The following is a 21,303-nucleotide window of genomic DNA, read 5'->3' on the forward strand; positions in this document are numbered from 1 at the left end:
GCCTAGTCAGGCCGAGCAGCTTTCATTGCGCGAACCAACGGCTGCCTCGGATGCAGCCTCGCCATCGCCAGCGCATCCACATAGACGCCATCTCGCAGCGCATAGGCCTTGAGCCGCCCTTCGTGCTCAAAGCCGTGGCGCTCGTACAGCCGGATGGCGCGTTCGTTGTCGCTGAAGACCGTCAGCTCGACGCGCAGCACCTGGGCCCAGTTGTCGGCGTAGTCCAGCAGCGCCTTCATCAGCGCGCTGGCCACGCCCTGGCCGCGGACTTCCGACAGCACCGAGATGCCCATCATCATCGCGTGGCGGCGGCGCAGCTGGGTCGCGGCGGGGTGCAGCCCTGCGCTGCCGATGATGCGGCCTTCGCGCTCAGCAACGAGGAAGAGTTCGGCCGAGCCCGCCACCGGCGGCGTGTTCAGCCGCTGCTGCCACAGCTCGACGTTGGCATAGGGCACCTGTAGCAGGCCAGGAAAAATCTCGGGGTCGGCCAGTTGCTCGGCCAGGGCTTGCGCGTCACTGGGCCGTGCGCGTCTGAGGATCAGGGACATCGGGACCTCCTTGGCCCTTCAATGTAGCCCGGCGTTCCTCACGTTCCAGCGGCTTGAGCTTCTCGACGGCGGCGTGAAACTTCACCCAGTCGCGGCCTTCGCGCTCGAACAGGCGCATGAAAGCCGGTACCAGCTCGTCATAGGCCGACAGGATGGCGAAGCTGGCGTTGTTGGCGCGCTGGAACCAGGCCTCGTAGCCCGGCGCCTCCTTGGGCGCGCGCTCGCGCAGCTCGGCCAGGACGGCGGCCTTGCCGGCAGCCCGCGACTCGGCCGGGCCGGCATAGACGGCCTTGAGCTTGTCCCGCCCTTCCCTGGCCAGCGCCAGGAAGCGCGCCCGGCGCGCGCGGCCGGCCTCGAAGGCAGCCAGGGCCTCGGGCTTGGCTGCCAGCCACTGGCGCGCGCCGATCATCTCGACGGCGCTGGCATAGGCCTCGTTGAAGCCGGTGTCGTCGCTGGTGTAGACGCGCTGGTGGCTGAGCTCATGGAAGATCATGGCCGCCAGTTCGCCCTCGGGGTAGCGGATGAAGGTGTTGAGCAGCGGGTCGCCCCCCAGCCATCGGCTCCAGCCCAGCGTCGAATAGGCGGGGATGGCCTGCACCTGCACCTCCCAGCCCTCGGCCTTCAGCTCGTCGGCATGGGCCTGGGCGGCGTCGCGGTCGAACCAGCCCTGGTAGCCGGCGCAGCCCATGATGGGATAGCACCAGGTCTTGAGCTGGAAGCCGAACTCGGGCGCCGCGACGATGTTCCAGACCACGGCCGGCCGGCCCAGGTCAGCGTAGCGGCGGTAGCTGTTGTTGTCCGGCAGGGCCAGCTGCGCGCTGGCGTAGTCGCGCATCTGCTGTGACAGCCTCAGCCGCTCGGCGAGGTCGGCCGGCGTGGCCGGATCGGCCAGCCAGTCCGGCACCGGCCTGGCGGCGCGGATGATGCCCAGATGCCCTCCCGCCGCCTGGCCCCAATGGCCAACGGCGCTGCAGCCGCCGAGCAGCAGCAGCGAGGATGACAGCAGCAGGCGCCGGATCAAGCTGGTTCCACCTCGACCAGGCAGTCGTAGAAGGCCGGCGCATTGCCCATGTCGGTCAGGCGCTGATGCGTCACCTCGTTGACATTGGTGCCGGCTACACCCAGCTTGCGCCACCACACGCCCAGGCCATTGACGACGCCGGGGCGGGCACGCTTGCTGACCTTGAGCTTGGCCACATAGCGGCCACGGTCGTTGAAGGCCGAGACGAGTGCGCCATCGACCAGGCCGCGCGCCGCGGCGTCGTCGGCATGCATCTCGATCAGCGGCTCGCCCTCGATGTCGCGCAGGCTCTTCACGTTGACGAAACTGCTGTTCAGGAAGTTGCGCGCCGGCGGCGAGATCATGGCCAGCGGGTATCGCGCGGCCAGCTCGGGCGAGGTCTGCACGCTCTCGTAGTTGGGCACGAAGTCGGCACCCGCAGCCTGGGCGCGGCCATTGGGCGTGCGAAAGCCCCCTTGAGCAAACGGCGCCTCGGGAATCGGCAGGGGCTGCCAGCCCTGTTCGCGCAGCAGGGCCATGTCGATGTCGGCCGTGAAGGCCTGGGCGGCCAGGTCCTCGTCGCTGTCGGCAAAGCAGGGATCGGTCAAGCCCATCGCCGCGGCCAGCTCGCGGAAGATCTGCGTGTTGGTCTTGGCCTCGCCCAGCGGCTCAATAGCGGGATGGTTGATCAGCACGTCCGTGTGGCCGTAGGAAGTGTGCACGTCGAGATGCTCGAGCTGGGTCGTGGCCGGCAGCACGTAGTCGGCCAGGTCGGCCGTGTCGGTCATGAAGTGCTCGAGCACGACGGTGAACAGGTCCTCGCGCTGGAAGCCCTTCACCACCTTGGGCGACTCGGGCGCCACGGCGACCGGGTTGCTGTTGTAGACGACCAGAGCCTGAATCGGCGGATCGGCCTGCAGCAGCGCGTCGCCGATGGTGCTCATGTTGACCATGCGCGGGTTGCGACCCGCGAGCAGGCCGGGGCGTTCCAGGTCAGCGTTCTTGTAGGGCGCATTCCAGCCCGAGGCCGACAGCAGCGCGCCGCCGCTCTCGTGGCGCCAGGCGCCGGTCAGGCAGGGCAGCAGCGCGATCAGGCGCACCGCATTGCCACCGCCGCGCACGCGCTGCAGTCCGTAGTTCATGCGGATGGCCGCCGGCTTGATGGTGGCGTAGTCGCGGGCCAGGCCGCGCACTTCATCCGCCGTGATGCCGCAGACCTCGGCCACACGCTCGGGCGGCCAGGCCAGGGCCTTGGCGCGCAGCTCGTCCCAGCCGTCCACATAGCTGTCGATGTAGTCCTGGTCCAGCCAGTCGTTCTGGATCAGCTCATGCATCAGGCCCAGGGCCAGGGCGCCGTCGGTGCCGGGCAGCACGGCAATGTGCTGGTGGCATTTGTCGGCCGTCTCGGTCTTGCGCGGGTCGATGCAGACCAGCTTGGCGCCTTCGCGCTTGGCTTGGTTGGCATAGGTCCAGAAATGCAGATTGGACGTGATGCTGTTGCTGCCCCAGATGACGATGAGCTTGGCGCCCGCGAAGTGCCGCGTGTGCATGCCCAGCTTGTGGCCATAGGTGGCGGCCAGGCCGGCGCCGCCGGCGGAGGCGCAGATGGTGCGGTCCAGGCGCGCCGCGCCCAGCGCGTTCCACAGCCGCCCGGCCATGGCCTCGCCCTGGATCAGGCCCATGGTGCCGGCATAGCTGTAGGGCTGGATGCACTGCGGGTCCTTGATCGCCTTCAGCTTTGCCGCGATGTCGGCCATGGCCTCGGCCCATGTGACCTGCACGAACTGCGGCGCCTCGGTCTTCCTGCTGACGCGCTTGAGCGGGTGCAGCAGGCGTTCGGCGTGATAGGTGCGCTCGGGGTAGCGCGAGACCTTGGTGCACAGGGCGCCATGGGTGTTGGGGTGCTCGGCGCGGCCCTGCACCTTGATGACGCGTTCGTTCTCGACGGTGATCTGCAGGGCGCAGGTGTCAGGGCAGTCGTGGGGGCAGGCGCCGTGGACGGTACGGGTGGTCATGGCAATCGCGAGGGCTGAGCCGAACTACAACCCCGCGATTGTCGCAAGCTCAGAGTTGGCTCATGCCGCCGTCAACAATGATTTCCGTGCCGACGATGAAGGCCGATTCGGGAGCCGACAGATGCAGCACCGTGGAGGCGACTTCCTCGACCGTGCCGAAACGGCCCAGCGGCACCTGGCTCTGGATCTGGGCGGCGACTTCCTTGAGCGTCTCGGCATCGAAGCCCAGCTTGCCGTACAGCGGCGTCGCCACCGGGCCGGGGCTGATCACATTGACACGGGCACCCTGGGGCAGCAGCTCGGCCGACAGCGTCTTGGCCATGGAGATCAGCGCGGCCTTGCTGGCGGCGTAGATGGCCGAGTTCGGCATGCCGATGTGGGCGTTGATGGAGCCGTTCAGCACGATGGAGGCGCCGCGGGCCAGCACCGGGCGCAGGGCCTGGATCAGGAAGAAGGCGCCCTTGGCATTGGTGTTGAAGGTGCGGCCCCAGAGGTCTTCGCTGGCATCGGCCAGGGAGGCGAACTCGGCCATGCCGGCGTTGACGAAGACGGCGTCCAGCGTGCGGCCGGCGGCGGCCAGGTGGGCACCGAGGGCACGGGCACCGATGACGTCGGAAGCGTCCAGGGCCACCAGCTCGAAGCCTTCGGCCTCGTGGGCCTTGCCCGGGCGGGCGGTGACGATGACATGGGCACCTTCGGCCTTGAAGGCGCGGGCGGCGGCCAGGCCGATGCCGGAGGTGCCACCGGTGACGAGGACGGTCTTGTTGGAGAAGCGGGCCATGATGTTTCCTTTCGAGTGGGAGGTTGAGCGGCTTGTCTGCCGTGGACTCGATACTCGGCCGCGCATCCCTTTTTGACGTCCGGCCGTCTTGGCCCACTCGTGCAAGGTTTTCGAACATCCATGCTCAGCGACGAAGAGATCCAGTTGATGGAGGCCATCGGGGCCAGCGGCAGCCTGACGCGCGCCGCGGCCAGCCTGGGCAAGGCGCCGTCGACGGTGTCGTACACGCTGCGCCAGATCGAGACTCGCTTCGACGCCCTGCTCTTCGACCGCCGCCGCTACCGGCTGCAGCTCACGCCCGCCGGCGCCCTGCTGGTGCGCGAGGCCACCCGGCTGCGCGACGACATGCAGCGCCTGACGCGACGTGTCACGCAGGTCGCCAAGGGCTGGGAGGACCGCCTCTGGATCGTCACCGACGAGATCATCGAGTTCGACTCCCTGCTGCCCGTCATCCGGGACTTCGATGCGCTGGACTCGGGCGTCAGCCTGCGCCTCACGCATGAGGTGCTGGGCGGCACCTGGGAAGCCCTGGCCGAGGGCCGCGGCGACCTCGTCATCGGCGCCACCAACGAGCCGCCGGCCGGCATCAGCGTGCAGTGGCGCGAGCTGGGCGAGATGCACTGGGTCTATGCCGTGTCGCCGCGCCACCCGCTGGCCAAGGTCAAGGGCGCGCTGACGGCCGATCAGATGCAGGCGCATCGCGCCGTCGTCGTGGCCGACACCTCGCGGCGCGGCGACGGCCGTGCCTATGGCCATGGCGCCGGCCAGGCCCGGCTGGCCGTGCCCAGCATGGCCGCCAAGATCGAGGCCCAGCGCGCCGGCCTGGGCGTGGGCTGGCTGCCCGCGCAGCGCGTGGCCTCGTTGATCAAGCGTGGCGAGCTGGTCGCCAAGACCGTGGCCGTGCCACGTGAGCCCAATACGCTCTATGTCGGCTGGCGGGCCGGCGACGGGCGCGCTCTGGCCTGGTGGCTGGAGAAGCTGAGCGACGCACGGCTGGCGCAGCGCCTCGTTGAAGGCGTGGACCGCTACGCCTGAACGCCAGGCAGGGTCAGCCGCGCGATGCAGCCGCGCGGCGCGGCCGGCAGCAGTTCGGCACTGCCGCCATGCCGTTCGGCAATCTCGCGCACGATGGCCAGGCCCAGGCCGCAGCCCTCGCCCGTCGTCGCGCCGCGCACGAAGCGCTCGAAGGCGCGCTCGCGCAGTTCGGGCGCGAGGCCGGGGCCGTTGTCCTCGACATCCATCCACACATCGTCGCCGGCGCGGCGCAGCCTGACGGTGATGGTGGCGCCGGCGCCGGCATAGCGCAGCGCGTTGTCGATGAGATTGACCAGGGCCTCGCGCAGCAGCAGCTCGACGCCCTGCACACTCAGGTTTTCGTCCACGACCTCGACACCGAGGTCGCAACCGGCCGCCAGCGCGCGCGGCACCCATTCGGCCGTGACCTCGTGCACCAGCCGGCCGCAGTCCACCGTCGCCCAGCCCTGGGCCGCGACGGCCTCGGGTTCGGCGCGGGCCAGCACCAGCAGCTGCGACACCAGGCGCGCGCCACGCACGGCGCTCTCGTGCACGCGCTCCAGGCGCTGGCGCAAGGCCGGATCGGTGGTCGCGTCCAAGGCCAGCTCGGTCTGGCTCTTCAAGCCCGCCAGCGGTGTGCGCAGCTGGTGGGCCGCATCGCTGATGAAGCGGCGCTGCGTGGCCAGGCTGTGCTGGACCTGGCCGAGCAGTTCGTTGACGGCGCCGGCCAACGCGCTGACCTCGGGCGGCGCGGCGCGCAACTGCACGGGGTCCAGCGCATCGGCTCGCCGGCCCTCGACCTGCTGCTGCAGCTCGGCCAGCGGCTTCAATCCCTTGCGGATGCCGGCCCAGACCACCATGCTCATCAAGGCGATCAGCAGGGACAGCGGCAGGGCCGTGTCCAGCAGCATGCGCCGCGCCAGCAGATCGCGCGGCGCACTGGAGCGGGCGATCTGGACCCGCAGCGTCGAGTCCGCAGCGCCGGCGGCGCCCAGGTGCAGGTCCAGCGACACGACGCGCATGGCCTCGGGTACGGTGGTGTTGAAGTACACGGGCTCGTTCAGCACCGGCTCGCCCGGCGGCGGCGGCATGCGCGCATCGCCGAGCAGCAACTGCCCCGGCGGCGAGCTGACCATGTACATGACCCGGTCCTCGGGGTCCGCCGCCAGGATGTCCTGGGCCGAGCGCGGCAGGTCGACGAAGAGGCCGCTGGCCGTCGGCCGGATCTGGCGCGCGAGGGCTCGGGCCGCCTGCAGCAGGCTGGTGTCGACCAGCTCATCGGCATGCCGGCTGGCCAGGCGGTAGGCGCCGAAGGCCGCCACCAGCCACAGCACGATCTGCGGCAGCACCAGCCACAACAGCAATTGCCGGTGCAGCGAGCGCTTGTTCACGGCGATGCGGTGGCTTCGAGCAGATAGCCCAGGCCGCGCACGGTGCGCACGGCCAGGCCCGAACCTTCGAGCTTCTTGCGCAGCCGGTGGATGTAGACCTCGATGGAGCCGCCTTCGTCAGCGCCCCAGGCTTCGACGATCTGCGCCTTGGTGACGACGCGGTCCTTCTCGGTCAGCAGCAGGTCCAGCAGCGACCACTCGCGCGGGCTCAGCTCCAGCGGCTCGCCACCGATGCTGGCGCGGCGCGCGGCGCGGTCCACGCTGAGGCGGCGCAGCTGCTGGGTCTGGGTGGCCGGGCGGCCGCGGCGCAGCAGGGCGTGCAGGCGGGCTTCCAGCTCGGGGAAGTCGAAAGGCTTGGTCAGGTAGTCGTCGGCCCCGGCCTGCAGGCCGGCGACGCGGTGCTCCAGCGCGTCCAGGGCCGTCAGCACCAGGATGGGCAGGCTGCGGCCGGCCTCGCGCACGCGCTTGAGCACGGTCAGGCCGTCCACCAGCGGCAGGCCGAGGTCGAGGATGGCGATGTCGAAATCCTGCTTCTTCAGCAGGTACTCGGCCACGGCGCCGTTCTCGGCCCACTCGACCTTGAACGAAGCGTTCAGCAACTGCTGCTGCAGGGCGTCGGCCAGCAGGGTGTCGTCTTCGGCAAGCAGCAGGTTCATGGCTGCGGACTTTAGCGGCGGCCCGGCTTATGGTTAATACGATATTAAGTTTCTTAATTGTCGGTAATGATGCCGGGATGTTGCGCGCCCTGCTCCGTGTCGCCCCTGCCCTGCTGGCCGCCGCGGCCCAGGCCGGGACGCCGTCGGATGTCGTGCACTGGTGGACTTCGCCCGGCGAGATCGCGGCCCAGCAGGCCCTGGCCGAGGCCTATCGCGCGGCCGGCGGCCAGTGGCGCGAGCTGGGCGTCGGGGCGTCGGAGCAGGCGCGGTCCGTCGTGTTCGAGCGCATCGCGGCCGGCAACCCGCCGATGGCCGCGCAGTTCAATCCTTCCCGCGCCCTGGTGAGGCTGGCGCGTGAAGGCCGGCTCAATGCCATCGACGAGGTGGCGGCCCAGGGCCGCTGGGCCGAAGTGCTGCCGGCCGTGCTGCTGGAGGCCGTCAAGGTCGACGGCCATGTCTATGCCGCCCCCGTCAGCATCCACATGCCGGTCTGGCTGTGGAGCTCCAAGGCGGCGCTGGCCAAGGCCGGCGTCAAGGCCGAGCCACGCAGCATGGACGAGCTGTTCGCGGCCCTGGACAAGCTGCAGGCCGCCGGCCTGATCCCGCTGGCCCATGGCGGCCAGCCCTGGCAGGACCTGAACCTCTTCATCGCCCTGCTGGCCAACCAGGGCGGGCGCGACCTCTATCTGGCGGTGCTGCGCGACCGCGATGCGGCGGCCGTGCAGGGCGAGGCCCTGCGCCGGGTGCTCGTGAGCTACAAGAAGCTGCGCCGCTACGTCGACCCGGCCTCGCCCGGACGCGGCTGGGCGGACACGACGGCCCTGCTCGTCAGCGGCCGCGCCGGCCTGCAGTTCATGGGCGACTGGGCCAAGGGCGAGTTCGCCCAGTCCGGCCAGCAGGCCGGCCGCGACTACGGCTGCGCGCCGGGCCTGGGCGCGCGCTCGCCCTATATCGTCAGCGGCGACGTGCTGGTCTTTCCAAAGGACAAGGACGGCGCCGCCCGGCCCGCACAAGCCCTGCTGGCCCGCGTCGCCACCGCACCGGCCACCCAGCTCGCCTTCAGCGCCCGCAAGGGCTCGGTGCCGGTGCGCACGGACCTCGACACCCGCACGCTGGACGCCTGCGCCCAGGCCGGCGCCGCCGCCCTGCGCGATGCCGGCCGCCTGGTGGGCAATACCGAATTGCTGCTCGCGCCGCTGCAGCTGACGGCGCTGCAGAACGCCGTCAGCGACTATTGGAACCGCGACATCCCCGTGCAGACGGTGCAGCAGACCCTCATAAAAATCTTGCAGACAGGAGACAAGCCTTGACCCGCGTACACATCCAGGACCTCAGCATCCGCTTCGGCACGCACGACGTCATCAAGAACCTCGACCTCGACGTCAACAGCGGCGAGTTCCTCGTGCTGCTGGGCCCCTCGGGCTGCGGCAAGTCCACGCTGCTGCACACCATCGCCGGCCTCAACCCGGTCAGCGGCGGCAGCATCCATATCGGCGAGCAGGACATGACGCGGGCCGAGCCCAGCCAGCGCGGCGTCGGCATGGTGTTCCAGAGCTACGCCCTCTACCCGACGATGACGGTGAAGGAGAACCTCGCCTTCCCGCTGAAGATGGCCAAGACGCCCAAGGCCGAGCTCGAGAAGCGCGTAGCCGCCGCGGCCGACATGCTGCAGCTCGGCCCCTTGCTGGACCGCCGGCCGAGCCAGCTCTCCGGCGGCCAGCGCCAGCGTGTCGCCATCGGCCGCGCCGTCGTGCGCGAAGCCAAGGTGCTGCTGCTGGACGAGCCCCTGTCCAACCTCGACGCCAAGCTGCGCACCGACCTGCGCCGCGAGCTGAAGACCCTGCACCACCGCCTGGGCAACACCATGATCTACGTGACCCACGACCAGGTCGAGGCGATGACACTGGCGACGCGCATCGTCGTCATGCACCAGGGCCTCATCCAGCAGATCGGCACGCCGGCGGAGGTCTACGACAAGCCGAAGAACCTGCGCGTGGCCGGCTTCGTCGGCTCGCCGGCCATCAACCGCATCGAAGGCCAGGTCGGCGAGGGCAGCCTCTTCGTGTCGCCCGCCCTCAGCCTGCCGCTGCCACCCGCCCTGGCCTCGCGCCGGCAGGGCGAGGTGCTGACGCTGGCCGTACGGCCCGAAAACATGCACCTGGGCGCCGACCAGCCCTTCGCCGCCGAGATCCAGTTGGTCGAACCGCTGGGCAACCAGCACGTCGTCTGGCTGAGCTGCGCCGGTGTCACCGTCTCGGCCGTGCTGCCGGGGCAGCCGGAAGTGGAGGACGGGGCCCAGGTGCGCTTCGGCTTCGACGCCAGCAAGACGCTGTGGTTCGATGCCGCCGGGGACAGGCTGGAAGTTTGAGGAGGCGGCCCCCTCAGTCGGGGGGCGTTTGACGAATTAGGTGTCGACGCTGGCGCGGGGCAAACCTAACTTGGCGCACTTTCCTGCGCCAACCGGAGTGCCCATGCCCAATTTCCGCCTTGCCAGCGCCCTGCTCGCAGCCGCCCTTGCCGCCAGCCTGCCGGCGGCACAAGCCGAGACGATCTACGGCCTGACGGCCGGCGCCAACCCGACGCTGTTCACCTTCGACTCGGCCAACCCGACCAGCCTGAGCGTCGTCGGCTCGGTCAGCGGCATCCTCGGCGGCCTGGAGCTGCGCTCCATCGACTTCCGCCCGGCCGACGGCCTGCTCTACGGCCTGGCCACGTCGGGCACGAGTGGCCAGCTCTACACCATCGACATGCACAACGCCATGGCGTCCACCGTGGGCCGGGGCTTCAGCTTCGCGGCGGATCCGGGCAACTGGGTCTCCATCGACTTCAACCCCGTCGTCGACCGGCTGCGCGTGGTGTCCGGCAACGGCGCGAACTACCGGATCAATCCGAACACCGGCGGTGTCGCCGCGCAGGACACCGCCTTGTCAGGCGGTGAGGTGCGCGGCATTGCCTATGCGAACAACCACGTCGGCGCCACCCAGACCACGCTGTACGCCTACAACATCAGCTGGGGCATGCTGTCGACCATCGGCGGCGTGAACGGCGTGCCCAGCCCCAACACCGGCGCCCTCATCGATGTGGGCGACACCGGCATCAGCCCCATCCTGGCCAGCCCGGCCGGGCTGGACATCGGCGCCTCCGGCAATGCCTACTGGTCGCTCGACCGAGCCGACTCGAGCAGCTTCGACACCGAATTCCACACCATCAATCTCGCCACGGGTGCTGCGGTGAAGCTCGGCGAACTGCCGGTGGCCATGCTGGACTTCGCCGTCGCGGTGCCCGAGCCCGAGACCACCGCGCTGTGGCTGGCCGGCCTGGCCGTCATGGGCCGGGTGGCCTGGCGCCGGCGCGCCGCGCGCGGCTGACTAGCGCGTCGGGATCGCGAACCGGTAGTCCAGGCCCAGGGCGACGTTGTCGGCCTTGAACTGGCCGCCACCGGCGCTGCGGGCCTCGACGCGGCCGACGCTGAAGTTCAGCGCCAGGCGCTCGTCCAGCAGCCAGCGCAGGCCCGCGCTGGCCTTGGCCGTCTTGCCATGCACATTGGCGCCGGCCAGCAACTGGCCAAAGGCCTGGACACGGTCCCCTGGCCCCGCCAGCGTCTGCACGCCCAGGCCGCCCAGGATCTCGGCATAGCCCGGATAGCCCAGATAGGCGTTGTAGGCCGCCGAGGCCTGCAGGGGCAGATACCAGCGCTCGCTGAAAGGGATGTCGAGCTGCAGCCCCAGCATCTGCAAGGACGGCCGGTCGACGCCGCGGTAGCTCAGGTTCAGCTCGGTCTGGTGCAGCACCGACAGGCGCAGGCCTTCGTAGCGGGCCGGGCCGGTGGCGTCGGCGCTGCGGCCGGAGCGCAGATGGTGCGTCAGGCTCAGGCCGAAAGTCTGGTTGCGCGAGCTGCCCTTGGGCGCGGCCATATGGCCCACCGAGAAGGCCAGGCCGAGGTCACGCGTCAGCGCGTATTCGGCGGCCAGCTTCGGATACACCAGCAGCCCGGAGCTGGTGTCGATCACTTCCGACGAATAGCCGCCCGAGCCCAGGCCGAGCTGGCCGTAGAGGGTGATGTCGCGCGTGACGCGCCAGCGCTGGCCCACGCCGCCCAGCAGCTGGTTGTAGAGCGGCAGGCCGTGATAGCCCATGCCCAGCGAAGCGAACCAGTAGCTGTCGGCGCCGAAGAAGTGGGCGTACTGCAGGTCGGCCAGGCCGATCGTGCCCTTGCTGGAGCCCTGGGGTGAGCGCTGGCGGTAGTTGTCCAGCGACAGCGTCAGCATGTTCTCGCCCATGGCCTCGCCAGCCAAGCGGTCGTCGGCCGCCGACAAGGCCTGGCCGCGGCTGGAGAAGGGCCCGGTCAGATAGCCGAAGGGCATCTCCAGCATCAGATTGGCCTGGGTGCCGTCGATGATGGCCTGGCGGAACTTGATCCTGGAGACATTGGCGGCCACGCTGAAGCCGCCGAAGTCATAGCCCAGCCCGGCATAGCCCTTGGCGAAGCCGCCACTGCCGGACAGCAGCTTGCTGTGCTCCACGCTGCGCCCGCCCCCACCGCCGCCCGCCGACAGGCCGGCCATCGCGAACACCGGTCCGGCGATCGGGCGGCGCAGATGCACGCCCAGGTCGGCGGCGACGAAGCCGCCGTAGGCACCGCGCACCAGCGGCGCGTAGAAGCCACCGCCCAGATAGACCCCGTCCAGCACCTTCTGGTAGGCATGGAAGCCCAGCAGGTCGATGGGTCGGTCGCCCGGCACCTTGACGGTCTGGTACTCCAGGGTCAGCAGCGCGTCGTTGCGGCGCAGCTCGGTCGGCTGGGCAGCCGGCACTGACTGGGCGCGGGCGGTGCCGGAGATGGTGCACAGGCAGAGGGTGAAGCAGAGGCCGGAATAGATGGAAAGGCGGAACGGGATACGGGACATGCGAGGCTAGGCGAACGGCCGGGCATGCTCTCACGAACCGCGGCCCCGCAACGGCCACCGGCACTGCGAGCTTGGGGATGCCGGCGGCACGGCGCTTGCATGGGACAAGGTCCTGAAGCTGTCACGAAGACCTGCTGCAATCGCCGCCCCGCTGCTCGACACCACCATGCCCGACCGCCCCAGCCTTCCAAGCCTGCTGACTGCCTTGGCCTTGATCCTGCCGTCAGGGGCCATGGCCCAGGCCGACACACCTCCCCTGACGGCCGCCGAACGCGCCCAACGCGAGGCCGAGCGCGTGTTCAGCGTCATCAAGTTCCACACCATCCGCAGCAAGCCGGCGCGTGCGCCAGCGCCACCCCGCCCCGTGCAACAGGCGCGCCCCGCGCCCGACATCGTCGCGGCGGCACCGGCAGCAGAAGCCGTAGCACCCGACGCCGTCGGCGGCAAGGCATTGACGGCCGGTTTCACGCCGGCCGCCGCCGTGGTTCAGCCGGAGGAGCCGGTCGCTGCCATGCCATCGGCGCAGGTGCCTGAAGCCGAGGCCGATGAAGCGGAGGAGGAGCCCCTGCGCATGCAAAGCTTCGTGGCCCCGATCGTCACGCCGGCCGTCCACGCCACCTTGGGCGCGGGTGCGCGGCATGTGCGCGTGCGCCTCACGGTCGAAGCCGACGGCACGGTCAGCCAGGCCGAGGCCGCTGCCAACGTGCCGCGCCGCCTCGCCAAGCCCGCCACCGAAGCCATCCTGCAATGGCGCTTCGCCCCGCTCGCGCAGGCGCGCACGACCGAGGTCGAAATCGCCTTCCAGCGCGACTGAGGCGCCTAGCGAGCCGCCGAGGCCGCGTCCTGCGCCGGCAGCGCCCAGGCAAAGCCCTCGACGCCCTTGGCGAAGGCGTCCATGGTTTCCTTGTAGGGCTTGTTGTCCGGCCCCTTCAGCAGCACGATGAGTCGATAGCCGCCGTTGACGGCCACATAGCTGATGGAGCGCAGCCCATTGGGCAGCTTGCCTTCGTAGCGGCCGCCCTCCACGCCGCCCACCAGGGCCGGCTTGGCCGCTTCGCGGCTCAGCTTCTTGTCGAAGGGGTTGCCGAACTTGACGGCGCCGTCGAGCACGTCATAGGGCTTGGCCGGATCGGGTTCGGCGTAGCTCCACACGACGATGAAGACCGCCTTGGGATCGTCGGTGCGCGAGTAGACCGCCATGCCGGTTGGCCTGCCGGCCTTGTCGGGCTTTTCCTCGCGGTTTACCTCGGACACGCCGTCCGGCGCCTGAAAGCCGCCGAAGGAAGTCTTCACATCGGCAGCCTGGACGTTGGCCGTGGCGCCGAGCAGACTGAGGGTCAGGAACAGGGCTGAGATCAGGCGTTGCATGGTCAACAAGGATGTGACGTTAGATGGCAACCCAGGCTGTGCCGCACCGCCGCCATCCGCGCGGCGCGGCAGCTCCGCCGCGGTCAGTCTTCCTTGTAGATGCGCACCCAGTCGACCTTCATCTGCGACGACGCCGGCGTCGTCGCATCGGGCGCGCCGGGCCAGTCGCCACCGATGGCGAGGTTGAGGATGACGAAGAAGGGCTTCTCGAACACCCAGGTGCCGCCGGCCGTCAGCAGGGATGGCGTCAGGCGGTGGAACTCCTTGCCATCGACGTACCAGACGATCTCGTTGGGACGCTTGATGATGGTGTAGGTGTGGAAATCGTTGATCACCGGGGCGCCGAGGTCGACCGGCTTGCCGATGCCCTGCGCGCCCGAGTAGCCGGGACCATGCAGGGTGCCGTAGGTCGTGTTGGGCGTCTGCGGGACGAACTCCATGATGTCGATCTCGCCCGACTTCGGCCACGGGTTGGTGGCGATGTCGGTACCCAGGGCCCAGAAGGCCGGCCAGACGCCCTTGCCCGTGGGCAGCTTCATGCGCGCCTCGACCTTGCCGTAGGTGAAGCTGACCTTGTTGCTGGTGTGGATGCGCGCCGAGGTGTAGTCGCAGGGCTTGGCGTTCCAGCAGGGGCCGGGGTTGGTCGCCTTCTCGGCGGTGATGACCAGCATGCCGGCGCCGTCGGTCTGCGCATTGCGCGCATTGGACGTGTAGTACTGGTGCTCGTGGTTGCCCCAGCCGTTGTTCTCGGCATTGCCGAGGTCGTAGTTCCAGTTGGCTGCCTTGGGCACGGTGCCGGCGGCGTCGTCGAACTCGTCGCTCCAGACCAGGGTCCACTTGTTGGACGGCGCGGGCGTGGGTGCAGGCGCGGGAGCTGGGGCCGGAGCGGGCGCCGGCGTGGGCGCGGCGGGGGCCGCTGTGGCCGAGCCGCCACCGCCGCCACAGGCGGTCAGCACGGCGGCGATGACGGGCAGGGTACGGCGCCAGGGGCTGGGTGCCGGGGTGATCTTGTTCATGTCTTGTCTCCGTAGTTTTCTTGTCAGGCGTCGTGCATTCCCAAGCGGGCGCCGCGGAACTGGCTTTGCCAGGCCGCTGGCGACGCCCCTTGAGGGGCCGGCGGAAGCCGGTAGGGGTGGTCTCATCTAGCCGCGCCAGTCACGCAGGAAGTCGCGGTACCACTCCGCGCTGGCCTTGAGCGTGCGGGCCTGGGTCTCGTAGTCGACATGCACGATGCCGAAGCGCTTCAGATAGCCGCTGGCCCACTCGAAGTTGTCCATCAGGCTCCAGACCATATAGCCGGCCATGGGCACGCCCTGCTGCATGGCGCTGGCCACGGCGGCGATGTGGTCGCGCAGATAGGCGATGCGGTCGTCATCCTGCACGCGGCCGCCCGTCACGGTCTGGTCCTTGAAGGCGCCGCCGTTCTCGGTCACGTAGACGGGCGGCAGGCCAGGGTAGTCGCGGTGCAGCAGGCAGAGCAGGTCGTCCAGGCCCTGGGCATAGATCTCCCAGCCCATGTCGGACACCGGCAGGCCGCGCTCCTCGGGCTTCCAGTCGGCGCCGCTGGCCGACACGACGGTGCGGGTGTAGTAGTTGACGCCGAGATAGTCCATGGGCTGCGCGATGGCGCCCATGTCGCCGGCATGCACGACGGGCGCATCGGCGCCGAGTTCGGCGAGCACCTCCTCGGGATAGCTGCCCTTGAACAGCGGGTCGGCGTACCAGCGCCGGCCGCGCGCATCGGCCATGGCCGCGGCGGCGATGTCCGCGGGCATGGCCGTGGCCGGCACGCACGACGACAGGTTGAGCACGATGCCGAGCTGGCTCTTGGCGCCGTCGGCACGCAGGGCCTGCAGGGCCAGGCCGTGGCTGAGCAGCAGGTGGTGGCAGACCTGGGTCGCGATCTTGCGGCTCTTGATGCCGGGCGCGAAATTGCCTTGCTCGTGGCCCAGCACGGCGACGACCCAGGGCTCGTTGTGCGTGGTGATGCCGTCCAGGCGATCGCCCAGGCGGGCGTTCACGTGGCGCGCGTAGTCGACGAAGCGGTGCACCGTGTCGCGGTCGTTCCAGCCGCCGCGGTCCTGCAGGCCCTGGGGCAGGTCCCAGTGGTTCAGCGTCGCGAAGGCCTGGATGCCGCGCTTCTTCAGGCCGTCGACCAAGCGCTCGTAGAAGTCCAGGCCCTTGGGGTTGAACTCGCCATGGCCCAGGGCCTGCACGCGCGGCCAGGCGATGGAGAAGCGGTAGCAGTTGACGCCGAGCGACGCGATCAGGTCGAGGTCTTCCTCCAGACGGTGGAAGTGGTCGCATGCCACTTCGCCGTTGCTGGCGTCGGCGATGGCGCCGGGCTGCTTGCAGAAGCGGTCCCAGATGGACTCGCCCTTGCCGTCCGCGAAGGCGGCGCCTTCGATCTGGAAGCTGCTGGTGGCCACGCCCCAGACGAAGTTGGGCGGGAACTGGCGATGCAATGGGGCTTGGGACATGGGGAGCTTCTTGTTGCTTTACTTGACGGCGCCGGCGGTGAGGCCCGCGATGAGCTGGCGCGACGAGATGACGAAGAGGACGAGCAGGGGCAGGGTCGCGATGGCCGAGCCGGCCATCAGGGCGCCCCATTCGGTGCTGGTGGTGCTGAAGAGGCTGCGCAGGGCCAGCGGCAGCGTGTAGTTCTCGGCCGTGCGCATGACGATCAGCGGGTTCATGAAGTTGTTCCATGAACTGATGAAGGTGATGAGGCCGAGGGTGCCGAGGGCCGGCTTCATCAGCGGCAGCGCGATGCGCCAGTAGATGCCGAGCTCGCTGCAGCCGTCGATGCGGGCGGCGTTGATGAGCTCATGCGGCACGGTGCTGGCCGCGAACTGGCGCATCAGGAAGATGCCGAATGCGCTGGCCGCGCCGGGCAGGTAGAGGGCCCGGTGGGTGTCGATCCAGCCCAGGGCGTCCATGACCATGAAGCTGGGGATCATGTTCATGAAGGCCGGCACCATCATGGTGGCCATGACGAGGGCGAACAGGGCCTTCTTGAAGCGGAACTCCAGCATCGCGAAGGCATAGCCGGCCATGGAGCAGAACAGCAGGGTCAGCGCCGTCGACATCAGGCCGACATAGAGGCTCCAGCCGACGTTCTTCCAGAACGGCAGGCGCGTCGTCAGCACGGCGATGTTGTTCATCAGCTCGGTGCTGAAGAACAGCGGCGGCGGCACGTTGAAGATGTCGGTGCGCGACTGGGTCGCGAACACGAACATGAAATAGAACGGCGCCAGCATGATCAGCGCGCCGACGCCGACGATGGCATAGGCCGCGTACTTCGGCATGGACCGGGTCATGCTGCCGGCCTCCGGTCCGCGAAGGCCTTGTTGGTCAGCCAGGTCAGCAGCGCGATGATGCCGAACATGATCCAGGCCAGGGCGCTGGCGCCGCCGAAGTCGCTGAAGTCGAAGGCCTCGCGGTAGAGATACATGGCCACCGTCATGGCCTGCTGGTCGGCGCCGCCCTTGCCATTGGTCAGGATGAAGGGCTCCTCGAACAGCTGCAGGCCGCCGATCAGGGACAGCGTGACGCCGAACAGGATCATGGGCTTGAGGCTGGGCAGGGTGATGCGCCAGAACTGCTGCCAGGCATTGGCGCCGTCGAGCTTGGCGGCCTGGTAGAGATCGTGCGGGATGGTCTGCAGGGCCGCGAGATACAGCACCACGTTGAAGCCCACATAGCGCCAGAACACGATGATGGCCACGGCCGGCTTGACGGCATCGGGCGAGCGCATCCAGTTGATGTGCTCGTCGATGCCGAACAGGGCTTCGAGCGCCTGGTTGACCAGCCCATAGTCGGTCGAGAACAGCGAGCCGAACAGCATCGCGATGGCGACGGTGGACGTGATGTAGGGCAGGAAATAGGCCCCCGAGAACAGGCCGCGCCAGCGCCCGAAAGCCTGGTGCAGGAAGACGGCCAGCGGCAGGGCCACCAGGTGCTGGGGCGCGCCCGACATGAAGGCCAGCCACAGCGTGTTGCGCAGCGACTTCCAGAACCAGCCGTCGGTCAGCGCGAAGACATAGTTGTCCAGGCCGACGAACTGCATGGAGGCGATACCGCTGGTGGGCTCCCAGGACTGGAAGGACAGCCAGGCCGAGAACAGCAGCGGGAACAGGCCGAAGACGGCGAACAGGATCAGGAAGGGGCTGACCAGCACATAGGGCGTCCAACTTGCAGGAACACGGGCGGGGATGCGCAGCTTCATCAGCGGTTCGCTCGGTGGACCAGCAGGGCCTGGGCGTCTTCCAGGGCCTTGGGGATGGGCTTGCCGTACTCCAGCACGTTGTCGAGCTCGGCGTTGATGACCTCGTCGGCGAACTTGTGCTGCTTGTGCATCTTGACGACGGGGATGCGACGCGCCGCCTCGCGCCACAGCACGCGCGCGTGCTGGCCGCCGAGGAAGGGCACGGGCTGGTCGAAGAAGGCGTCCTGCTGGGCGTCCAGCAGGGCCGGGAAGGCGTCCTGGGACTTGAAGGCCTCGAGCTGGCGCGCGCGGTCCAGCGTCAGCTCCTGCACCAGCTGCCAGGCGAGCTGCTTTTTCTCCGGCGCCGAGCGGCGCGGGATGGCGTAATAGGTGCCGCCGTAGGAGCAGAAGGTGTTCTCGGGCAATTGCGCGATGCGCCATTTGCCGGCCGTCTGCGGTGCCACCCAGTTGGCCATCTGGCCGGCCATCCAGCCGCCCGACAGCTCGGTGGCCAGGCGGCCGCGCTTGAGCATCTCGGCCCAGTCGTTGAACCAGACCTCGACGCGCGCATCCAGCTTCTGGCGGCGCACCTTCTGGGCCAGCTCGAAGGCGCGCACGAAGCGCGCCGAGGTGATCTGCGGCCGGCCCTGGTTGTCGAAGAACTGGCCTTCGCCGGCCGGCGTGCCGCCGCGCACGATGATGTCCTTCAACAGGCGCACATCGCCGATCAGATAGGCACCCGTCTTGGCCTTGAGCTGCAGGCCGGCGTCGACATAGCTCTCCCAGGACTGCGTCAGGTCGGCTTCCTTCAAGCCGGCCTGGGCCAGCAGGTCGGTGCGATAGAACAGCGAACCCGGGCCGATGTCGGTGGGCAGGGCCACGATGGCACCCTGGCGGTTGCGCGCCGTCTCGATGGCGAAGGGCACGAAGCGATCCCTGAAGCGCTCCGCACCGAAGGCCGGGGCCGACAGGTCCTCCAGGCCCGAGCCCAGCGAGAAGCGGCCGAGGTAGCTCGTCTCCAGCGCGATGACGTCGGGCAGATGGCCAGAGGTCGACAGCGCCGTCGTCATCGCGGTGTGGTGATCGTCGTACTGGCGGCTGATGACCTCGGTCCGCATTTCGGGGTGGCGCTGGCTCCAGCCCTTGAGCACATCCTTGGCGATCACGTCGACCAGCGGAAAGGCCGCCACCGTCAGCGGCGCCTGCGTTTTCGCATGGCCCAGGCCGGCGGCACCGCCGAGGGCGGCCGCGAGCAGGTGGCGACGGGGAAGGGAAAGCTGGTCTCGCATAGTTCTGAAAGCGCTTTCAGAATTGTGCTTGCAGCGGGTGCAGCGCCCCAGCAGCACAAACCCTAGGACAACTCCAGACGAAGGCTCGGCCTCCCTAGAAACCCGCGTCAGCAACGTTTTGACACCCTTGCTCCGGGTTTTTACCGGTGACGCCGGAATCACTGGTGGCAAAGTGGTATTCAAGAGGTGGTAGCAGTCGCAAACTGGATGCATACCAGTTAGAACCAGCTCCAAGAGCCTGCTCGGAGAGGCAGGCCAGCCGCCGGAGAGCCCCCGTTGGGACTCTTCTTTTCAACGAGCTCTTGCCACAGCACAGGACGTCTCCCATGAAGCAGCCCTCATCCAGCATCCCGATGCACCAACTGCGTCGCCTTGCCGCCATCACCGCAACCGCTTTCGCCCTCGGCGCCAGCGCCACGGCCGCCCTCGCCCAGGCCTATCCCGCCTGGGCCCCCGACGTCTACTACACGGCCGGCACCGTCGTGACCTACCAAGGCCGCCTCTATCGCGCCAACGTCAACCAGACCGACTACGCCAGCACCGGCTGGAACCCGACCAATGCCTCGCTGTGGACGGACATCGGCGCCGCCAACGGCCCCGCACCTTCGCCCGCCCCCACGCCTGCGCCGACGCCCGCACCCACGCCGGCCCCGACGCCCGCCCCCAGCCCTGCCCCCGCACCCAGTGGCAATTGCGCACCCGTGTGGGTGGCCGCCACGGCCTACAACGGCGGCGCCATCGCCAGCAAGGGCACGACCAACTACAAGGCCAACTGGTGGACCCAGGGCAATGACCCGGCCACCAACAACGGCCCGGTCGGCAGCGGCCAGCCCTGGACCTCGCAAGGCGCCTGCACGACCGGCCCGGCCCCGAGCCCCAGCCCGTCCCCGAGCCCCTCGCCTTCTCCGTCGCCCAGCCCGAGCCCCTCGCCCAGCCCGGCACCCTCTCCCGCTCCGGCCCCCGGCCTGAGCGACCCGGCCGCCAAGTCGGCCAACCAGAACGGCCGCGCCTACACGGTCTACTACCCGAGCTGGAGCGACAACTGGTTCGATGCCACCGGCAAGACCATGAACCAGGTCTTCCAGGCCAGCAACTTCGCGCGCATCCCGGCCAACTACACCCATGTGGTGGCGGCCTTCGCCCAGCCCAACTTCACCTGGGGCGGCATGGCGGCCAACAACTGGTCGGGCACCGGCATCAACTTCAACGGCCGGCCGTCGGACATCAAGGCCGCCATCGACGTGCTGCACGCCCGCAACATCAAGGTCATCCTGGCCGTGGGCGGTGCGACCTACAACAGCTGGGGCACCCTGTCCGCTGAGGGCCATGCCGGCAGCGGCCCGACCATCACGGCCCTGTCCAACATCATGAAGGACGTGGGCTTCGACGGCCTGGACGTGGACTTCGAGATCGAAGGTCTCGATGCCTATGCCGGCGCCGTGAAGGCCATGCGCAAGGCGGTCGACCTGGCCGGCGGTGGGCGCATCCTCAGCGTGGCCGGCTGGTCCACCGGTGCCGACTGCACGGGCGCGACGCAGAACGATCCGCAATGCGCGGGCGTGGGCGTCAGCTACTGGGGCGGCAAGGCCGGCCTGGAACGCCAGCTCGTCAACAGCTACCCGGCGCTGAAGACCGCGTTCAACCTGGTCAACATCATGACCTACGACGCGCGCTTCGAGCACTTCGACGGCCCGACGTCCTGGAAGCAGTACCGCCAGCTCTTCCCGAGCAGCACCATCGTGTCCATCGGCTTCGAGACGTCGCCGGAAGGCTGGAGCGGCGCGAACCTGGTGGTGAACAACGCCGATGCACAGTGCACGGGCTCCGTGATCCTGCAGAACAGCTATGGCGTCAACATCAACCAGCCCTACTCGGTGGAGCGCTACCTGAACGCGGTCGTGACCAGCAACCTGGCCAACAAGAACCCGCGTGACGGCGCCATGCTGTGGCAGGCCCTGAAGACGGCGAGCGGCAGCTGCGGCAGCGCGCCGCTGGCATCGCCGGGCAGCATTGGCAAGAAGGCCGCCGGCGTGCTCAACCTCGTCGACGACCCGGCGCTGCAGAACGCGCCCTGGAAGTAAGCAGCTCGCCTTGAGCTGAATCGCCGCCGCACCGGTCTGCCGGGCG

At 69.0% G+C, this 21,303-nt stretch carries 19 protein-coding genes; 6 read left to right on the plus strand and 13 right to left on the minus strand.

Annotation, left to right across the window (positions count from 1 at the left end; genetic code table 11):
* Window positions 1-2 precede the first annotated feature (2 nt).
* Genes AC07OY_RS20125 through AC07OY_RS20140 form a run of 4 tightly spaced genes read right to left on the minus strand, consistent with a single transcriptional unit; the run spans window position 3 to window position 4,344 of the window.
* On the minus strand, window positions 3-548 hold the full coding sequence (locus AC07OY_RS20125) for a GNAT family N-acetyltransferase (protein WP_495044391.1): 546 nt from the start codon (window positions 546-548) through the stop codon (window positions 3-5).
* Window positions 514-1,569: an aminopeptidase gene (locus AC07OY_RS20130; protein ID WP_495044392.1), complete on the minus strand. Its 1,056-nt coding sequence runs from the start codon at window positions 1,567-1,569 to the stop codon at window positions 514-516. Before AC07OY_RS20130 ends, AC07OY_RS20125 begins: the two co-directional genes overlap by 35 nt.
* Entirely contained in the window at window positions 1,566-3,563 is a 1,998-nt protein-coding gene (locus AC07OY_RS20135) for a molybdopterin-containing oxidoreductase family protein (RefSeq protein ID WP_495044393.1), read from the minus strand. The genes AC07OY_RS20130 and AC07OY_RS20135 overlap by 4 nt, the downstream gene beginning before the upstream one ends.
* A gap of 49 nt (window positions 3,564-3,612) precedes the next feature.
* Window positions 3,613-4,344, minus strand: coding sequence for an SDR family oxidoreductase (locus AC07OY_RS20140; RefSeq protein ID WP_495044394.1), 732 nt, complete (start codon window positions 4,342-4,344; stop codon window positions 3,613-3,615).
* Window positions 4,345-4,464: 120 nt separating this feature from the next.
* Between AC07OY_RS20140 and AC07OY_RS20145 the strand changes: the two genes are divergently transcribed.
* On the plus strand, window positions 4,465-5,379 hold the full coding sequence (locus AC07OY_RS20145) for a LysR substrate-binding domain-containing protein (RefSeq protein ID WP_495044395.1): 915 nt from the start codon (window positions 4,465-4,467) through the stop codon (window positions 5,377-5,379).
* Here AC07OY_RS20145 and AC07OY_RS20150 read toward each other — a convergent pair.
* Complete coding sequence (locus AC07OY_RS20150; RefSeq protein ID WP_495044396.1) at window positions 5,370-6,749, minus strand: sensor histidine kinase; 1,380 nt, start codon at window positions 6,747-6,749, stop codon at window positions 5,370-5,372. The genes AC07OY_RS20145 and AC07OY_RS20150 overlap by 10 nt on opposite strands.
* On the minus strand, window positions 6,746-7,405 hold the full coding sequence (locus AC07OY_RS20155) for a response regulator transcription factor (protein WP_495044397.1): 660 nt from the start codon (window positions 7,403-7,405) through the stop codon (window positions 6,746-6,748). Before AC07OY_RS20155 ends, AC07OY_RS20150 begins: the two co-directional genes overlap by 4 nt.
* Before the next feature lie 77 nt (window positions 7,406-7,482).
* Between AC07OY_RS20155 and AC07OY_RS20160 the strand changes: the two genes are divergently transcribed.
* From AC07OY_RS20160 to AC07OY_RS20170, 3 genes are all read left to right on the plus strand, one after another.
* Window positions 7,483-8,715 carry an ABC transporter substrate-binding protein gene (locus tag AC07OY_RS20160; RefSeq protein WP_495044398.1) on the plus strand — a complete coding sequence of 411 codons (1,233 nt, stop codon included), beginning with the start codon at window positions 7,483-7,485 and terminating at the stop codon, window positions 8,713-8,715.
* Window positions 8,712-9,773, plus strand: a complete 1,062-nt coding sequence (locus AC07OY_RS20165) for an ABC transporter ATP-binding protein (RefSeq protein ID WP_495044399.1) — start codon at window positions 8,712-8,714, stop codon at window positions 9,771-9,773. Before AC07OY_RS20160 ends, AC07OY_RS20165 begins: the two co-directional genes overlap by 4 nt.
* 103 nt (window positions 9,774-9,876) lie before the next feature.
* Window positions 9,877-10,773 carry a DUF4394 domain-containing protein gene (locus AC07OY_RS20170; protein WP_495044400.1) on the plus strand — a complete coding sequence of 299 codons (897 nt, stop codon included), beginning with the start codon at window positions 9,877-9,879 and terminating at the stop codon, window positions 10,771-10,773.
* On the opposite strand, the gene AC07OY_RS20175 is transcribed toward AC07OY_RS20170, so the two are convergent.
* The gene (locus tag AC07OY_RS20175) at window positions 10,774-12,312 is read right to left on the minus strand and encodes a hypothetical protein (protein ID WP_495044401.1); all 1,539 of its coding nucleotides are present in this window, start codon (window positions 12,310-12,312) and stop codon (window positions 10,774-10,776) included.
* A 166-nt stretch (window positions 12,313-12,478) separates the two neighbouring features.
* Here AC07OY_RS20175 and AC07OY_RS20180 point away from each other — a divergent pair, with 166 nt between their 5' ends.
* Complete coding sequence (locus AC07OY_RS20180; protein ID WP_495044402.1) at window positions 12,479-13,126, plus strand: energy transducer TonB; 648 nt, start codon at window positions 12,479-12,481, stop codon at window positions 13,124-13,126.
* A gap of 5 nt (window positions 13,127-13,131) precedes the next feature.
* On the opposite strand, the gene AC07OY_RS20185 is transcribed toward AC07OY_RS20180, so the two are convergent.
* The 6 genes from AC07OY_RS20185 to AC07OY_RS20210 all read right to left on the minus strand — a co-directional run bounded on the left by AC07OY_RS20185 (window position 13,132) and on the right by AC07OY_RS20210 (window position 19,176).
* Window positions 13,132-13,680: a hypothetical protein gene (locus AC07OY_RS20185; RefSeq protein WP_495044403.1), complete on the minus strand. Its 549-nt coding sequence runs from the start codon at window positions 13,678-13,680 to the stop codon at window positions 13,132-13,134.
* 83 nt (window positions 13,681-13,763) lie between these two features.
* Window positions 13,764-14,696: a glycoside hydrolase family 16 protein gene (locus tag AC07OY_RS20190; protein ID WP_495044404.1), complete on the minus strand. Its 933-nt coding sequence runs from the start codon at window positions 14,694-14,696 to the stop codon at window positions 13,764-13,766.
* A 126-nt stretch (window positions 14,697-14,822) separates the two neighbouring features.
* Window positions 14,823-16,160 carry a GH1 family beta-glucosidase gene (locus tag AC07OY_RS20195; RefSeq protein ID WP_495044405.1) on the minus strand — a complete coding sequence of 446 codons (1,338 nt, stop codon included), beginning with the start codon at window positions 16,158-16,160 and terminating at the stop codon, window positions 14,823-14,825.
* Between the two features lie 18 nt (window positions 16,161-16,178).
* On the minus strand, window positions 16,179-17,000 hold the full coding sequence (locus tag AC07OY_RS20200) for a carbohydrate ABC transporter permease (RefSeq protein ID WP_495044406.1): 822 nt from the start codon (window positions 16,998-17,000) through the stop codon (window positions 16,179-16,181).
* Window positions 16,997-17,908, minus strand: coding sequence for a carbohydrate ABC transporter permease (locus AC07OY_RS20205; RefSeq protein WP_495044407.1), 912 nt, complete (start codon window positions 17,906-17,908; stop codon window positions 16,997-16,999). The genes AC07OY_RS20200 and AC07OY_RS20205 overlap by 4 nt, the downstream gene beginning before the upstream one ends.
* Entirely contained in the window at window positions 17,908-19,176 is a 1,269-nt protein-coding gene (locus AC07OY_RS20210; protein WP_495044408.1) for an ABC transporter substrate-binding protein, read from the minus strand. The genes AC07OY_RS20205 and AC07OY_RS20210 overlap by 1 nt, the downstream gene beginning before the upstream one ends.
* 326 nt (window positions 19,177-19,502) lie before the next feature.
* On the opposite strand from AC07OY_RS20210, the gene AC07OY_RS20215 reads away from it, so the two are divergent.
* A complete protein-coding gene (locus AC07OY_RS20215) occupies window positions 19,503-21,257 on the plus strand; it encodes a glycosyl hydrolase family 18 protein (protein ID WP_495044409.1) in 1,755 nt (584 codons plus the stop codon).
* The last annotated feature ends 46 nt before the right edge of the window (window positions 21,258-21,303 follow it).

The organism is Roseateles sp. GW821-FHT09H10, assembly GCF_059415865.1.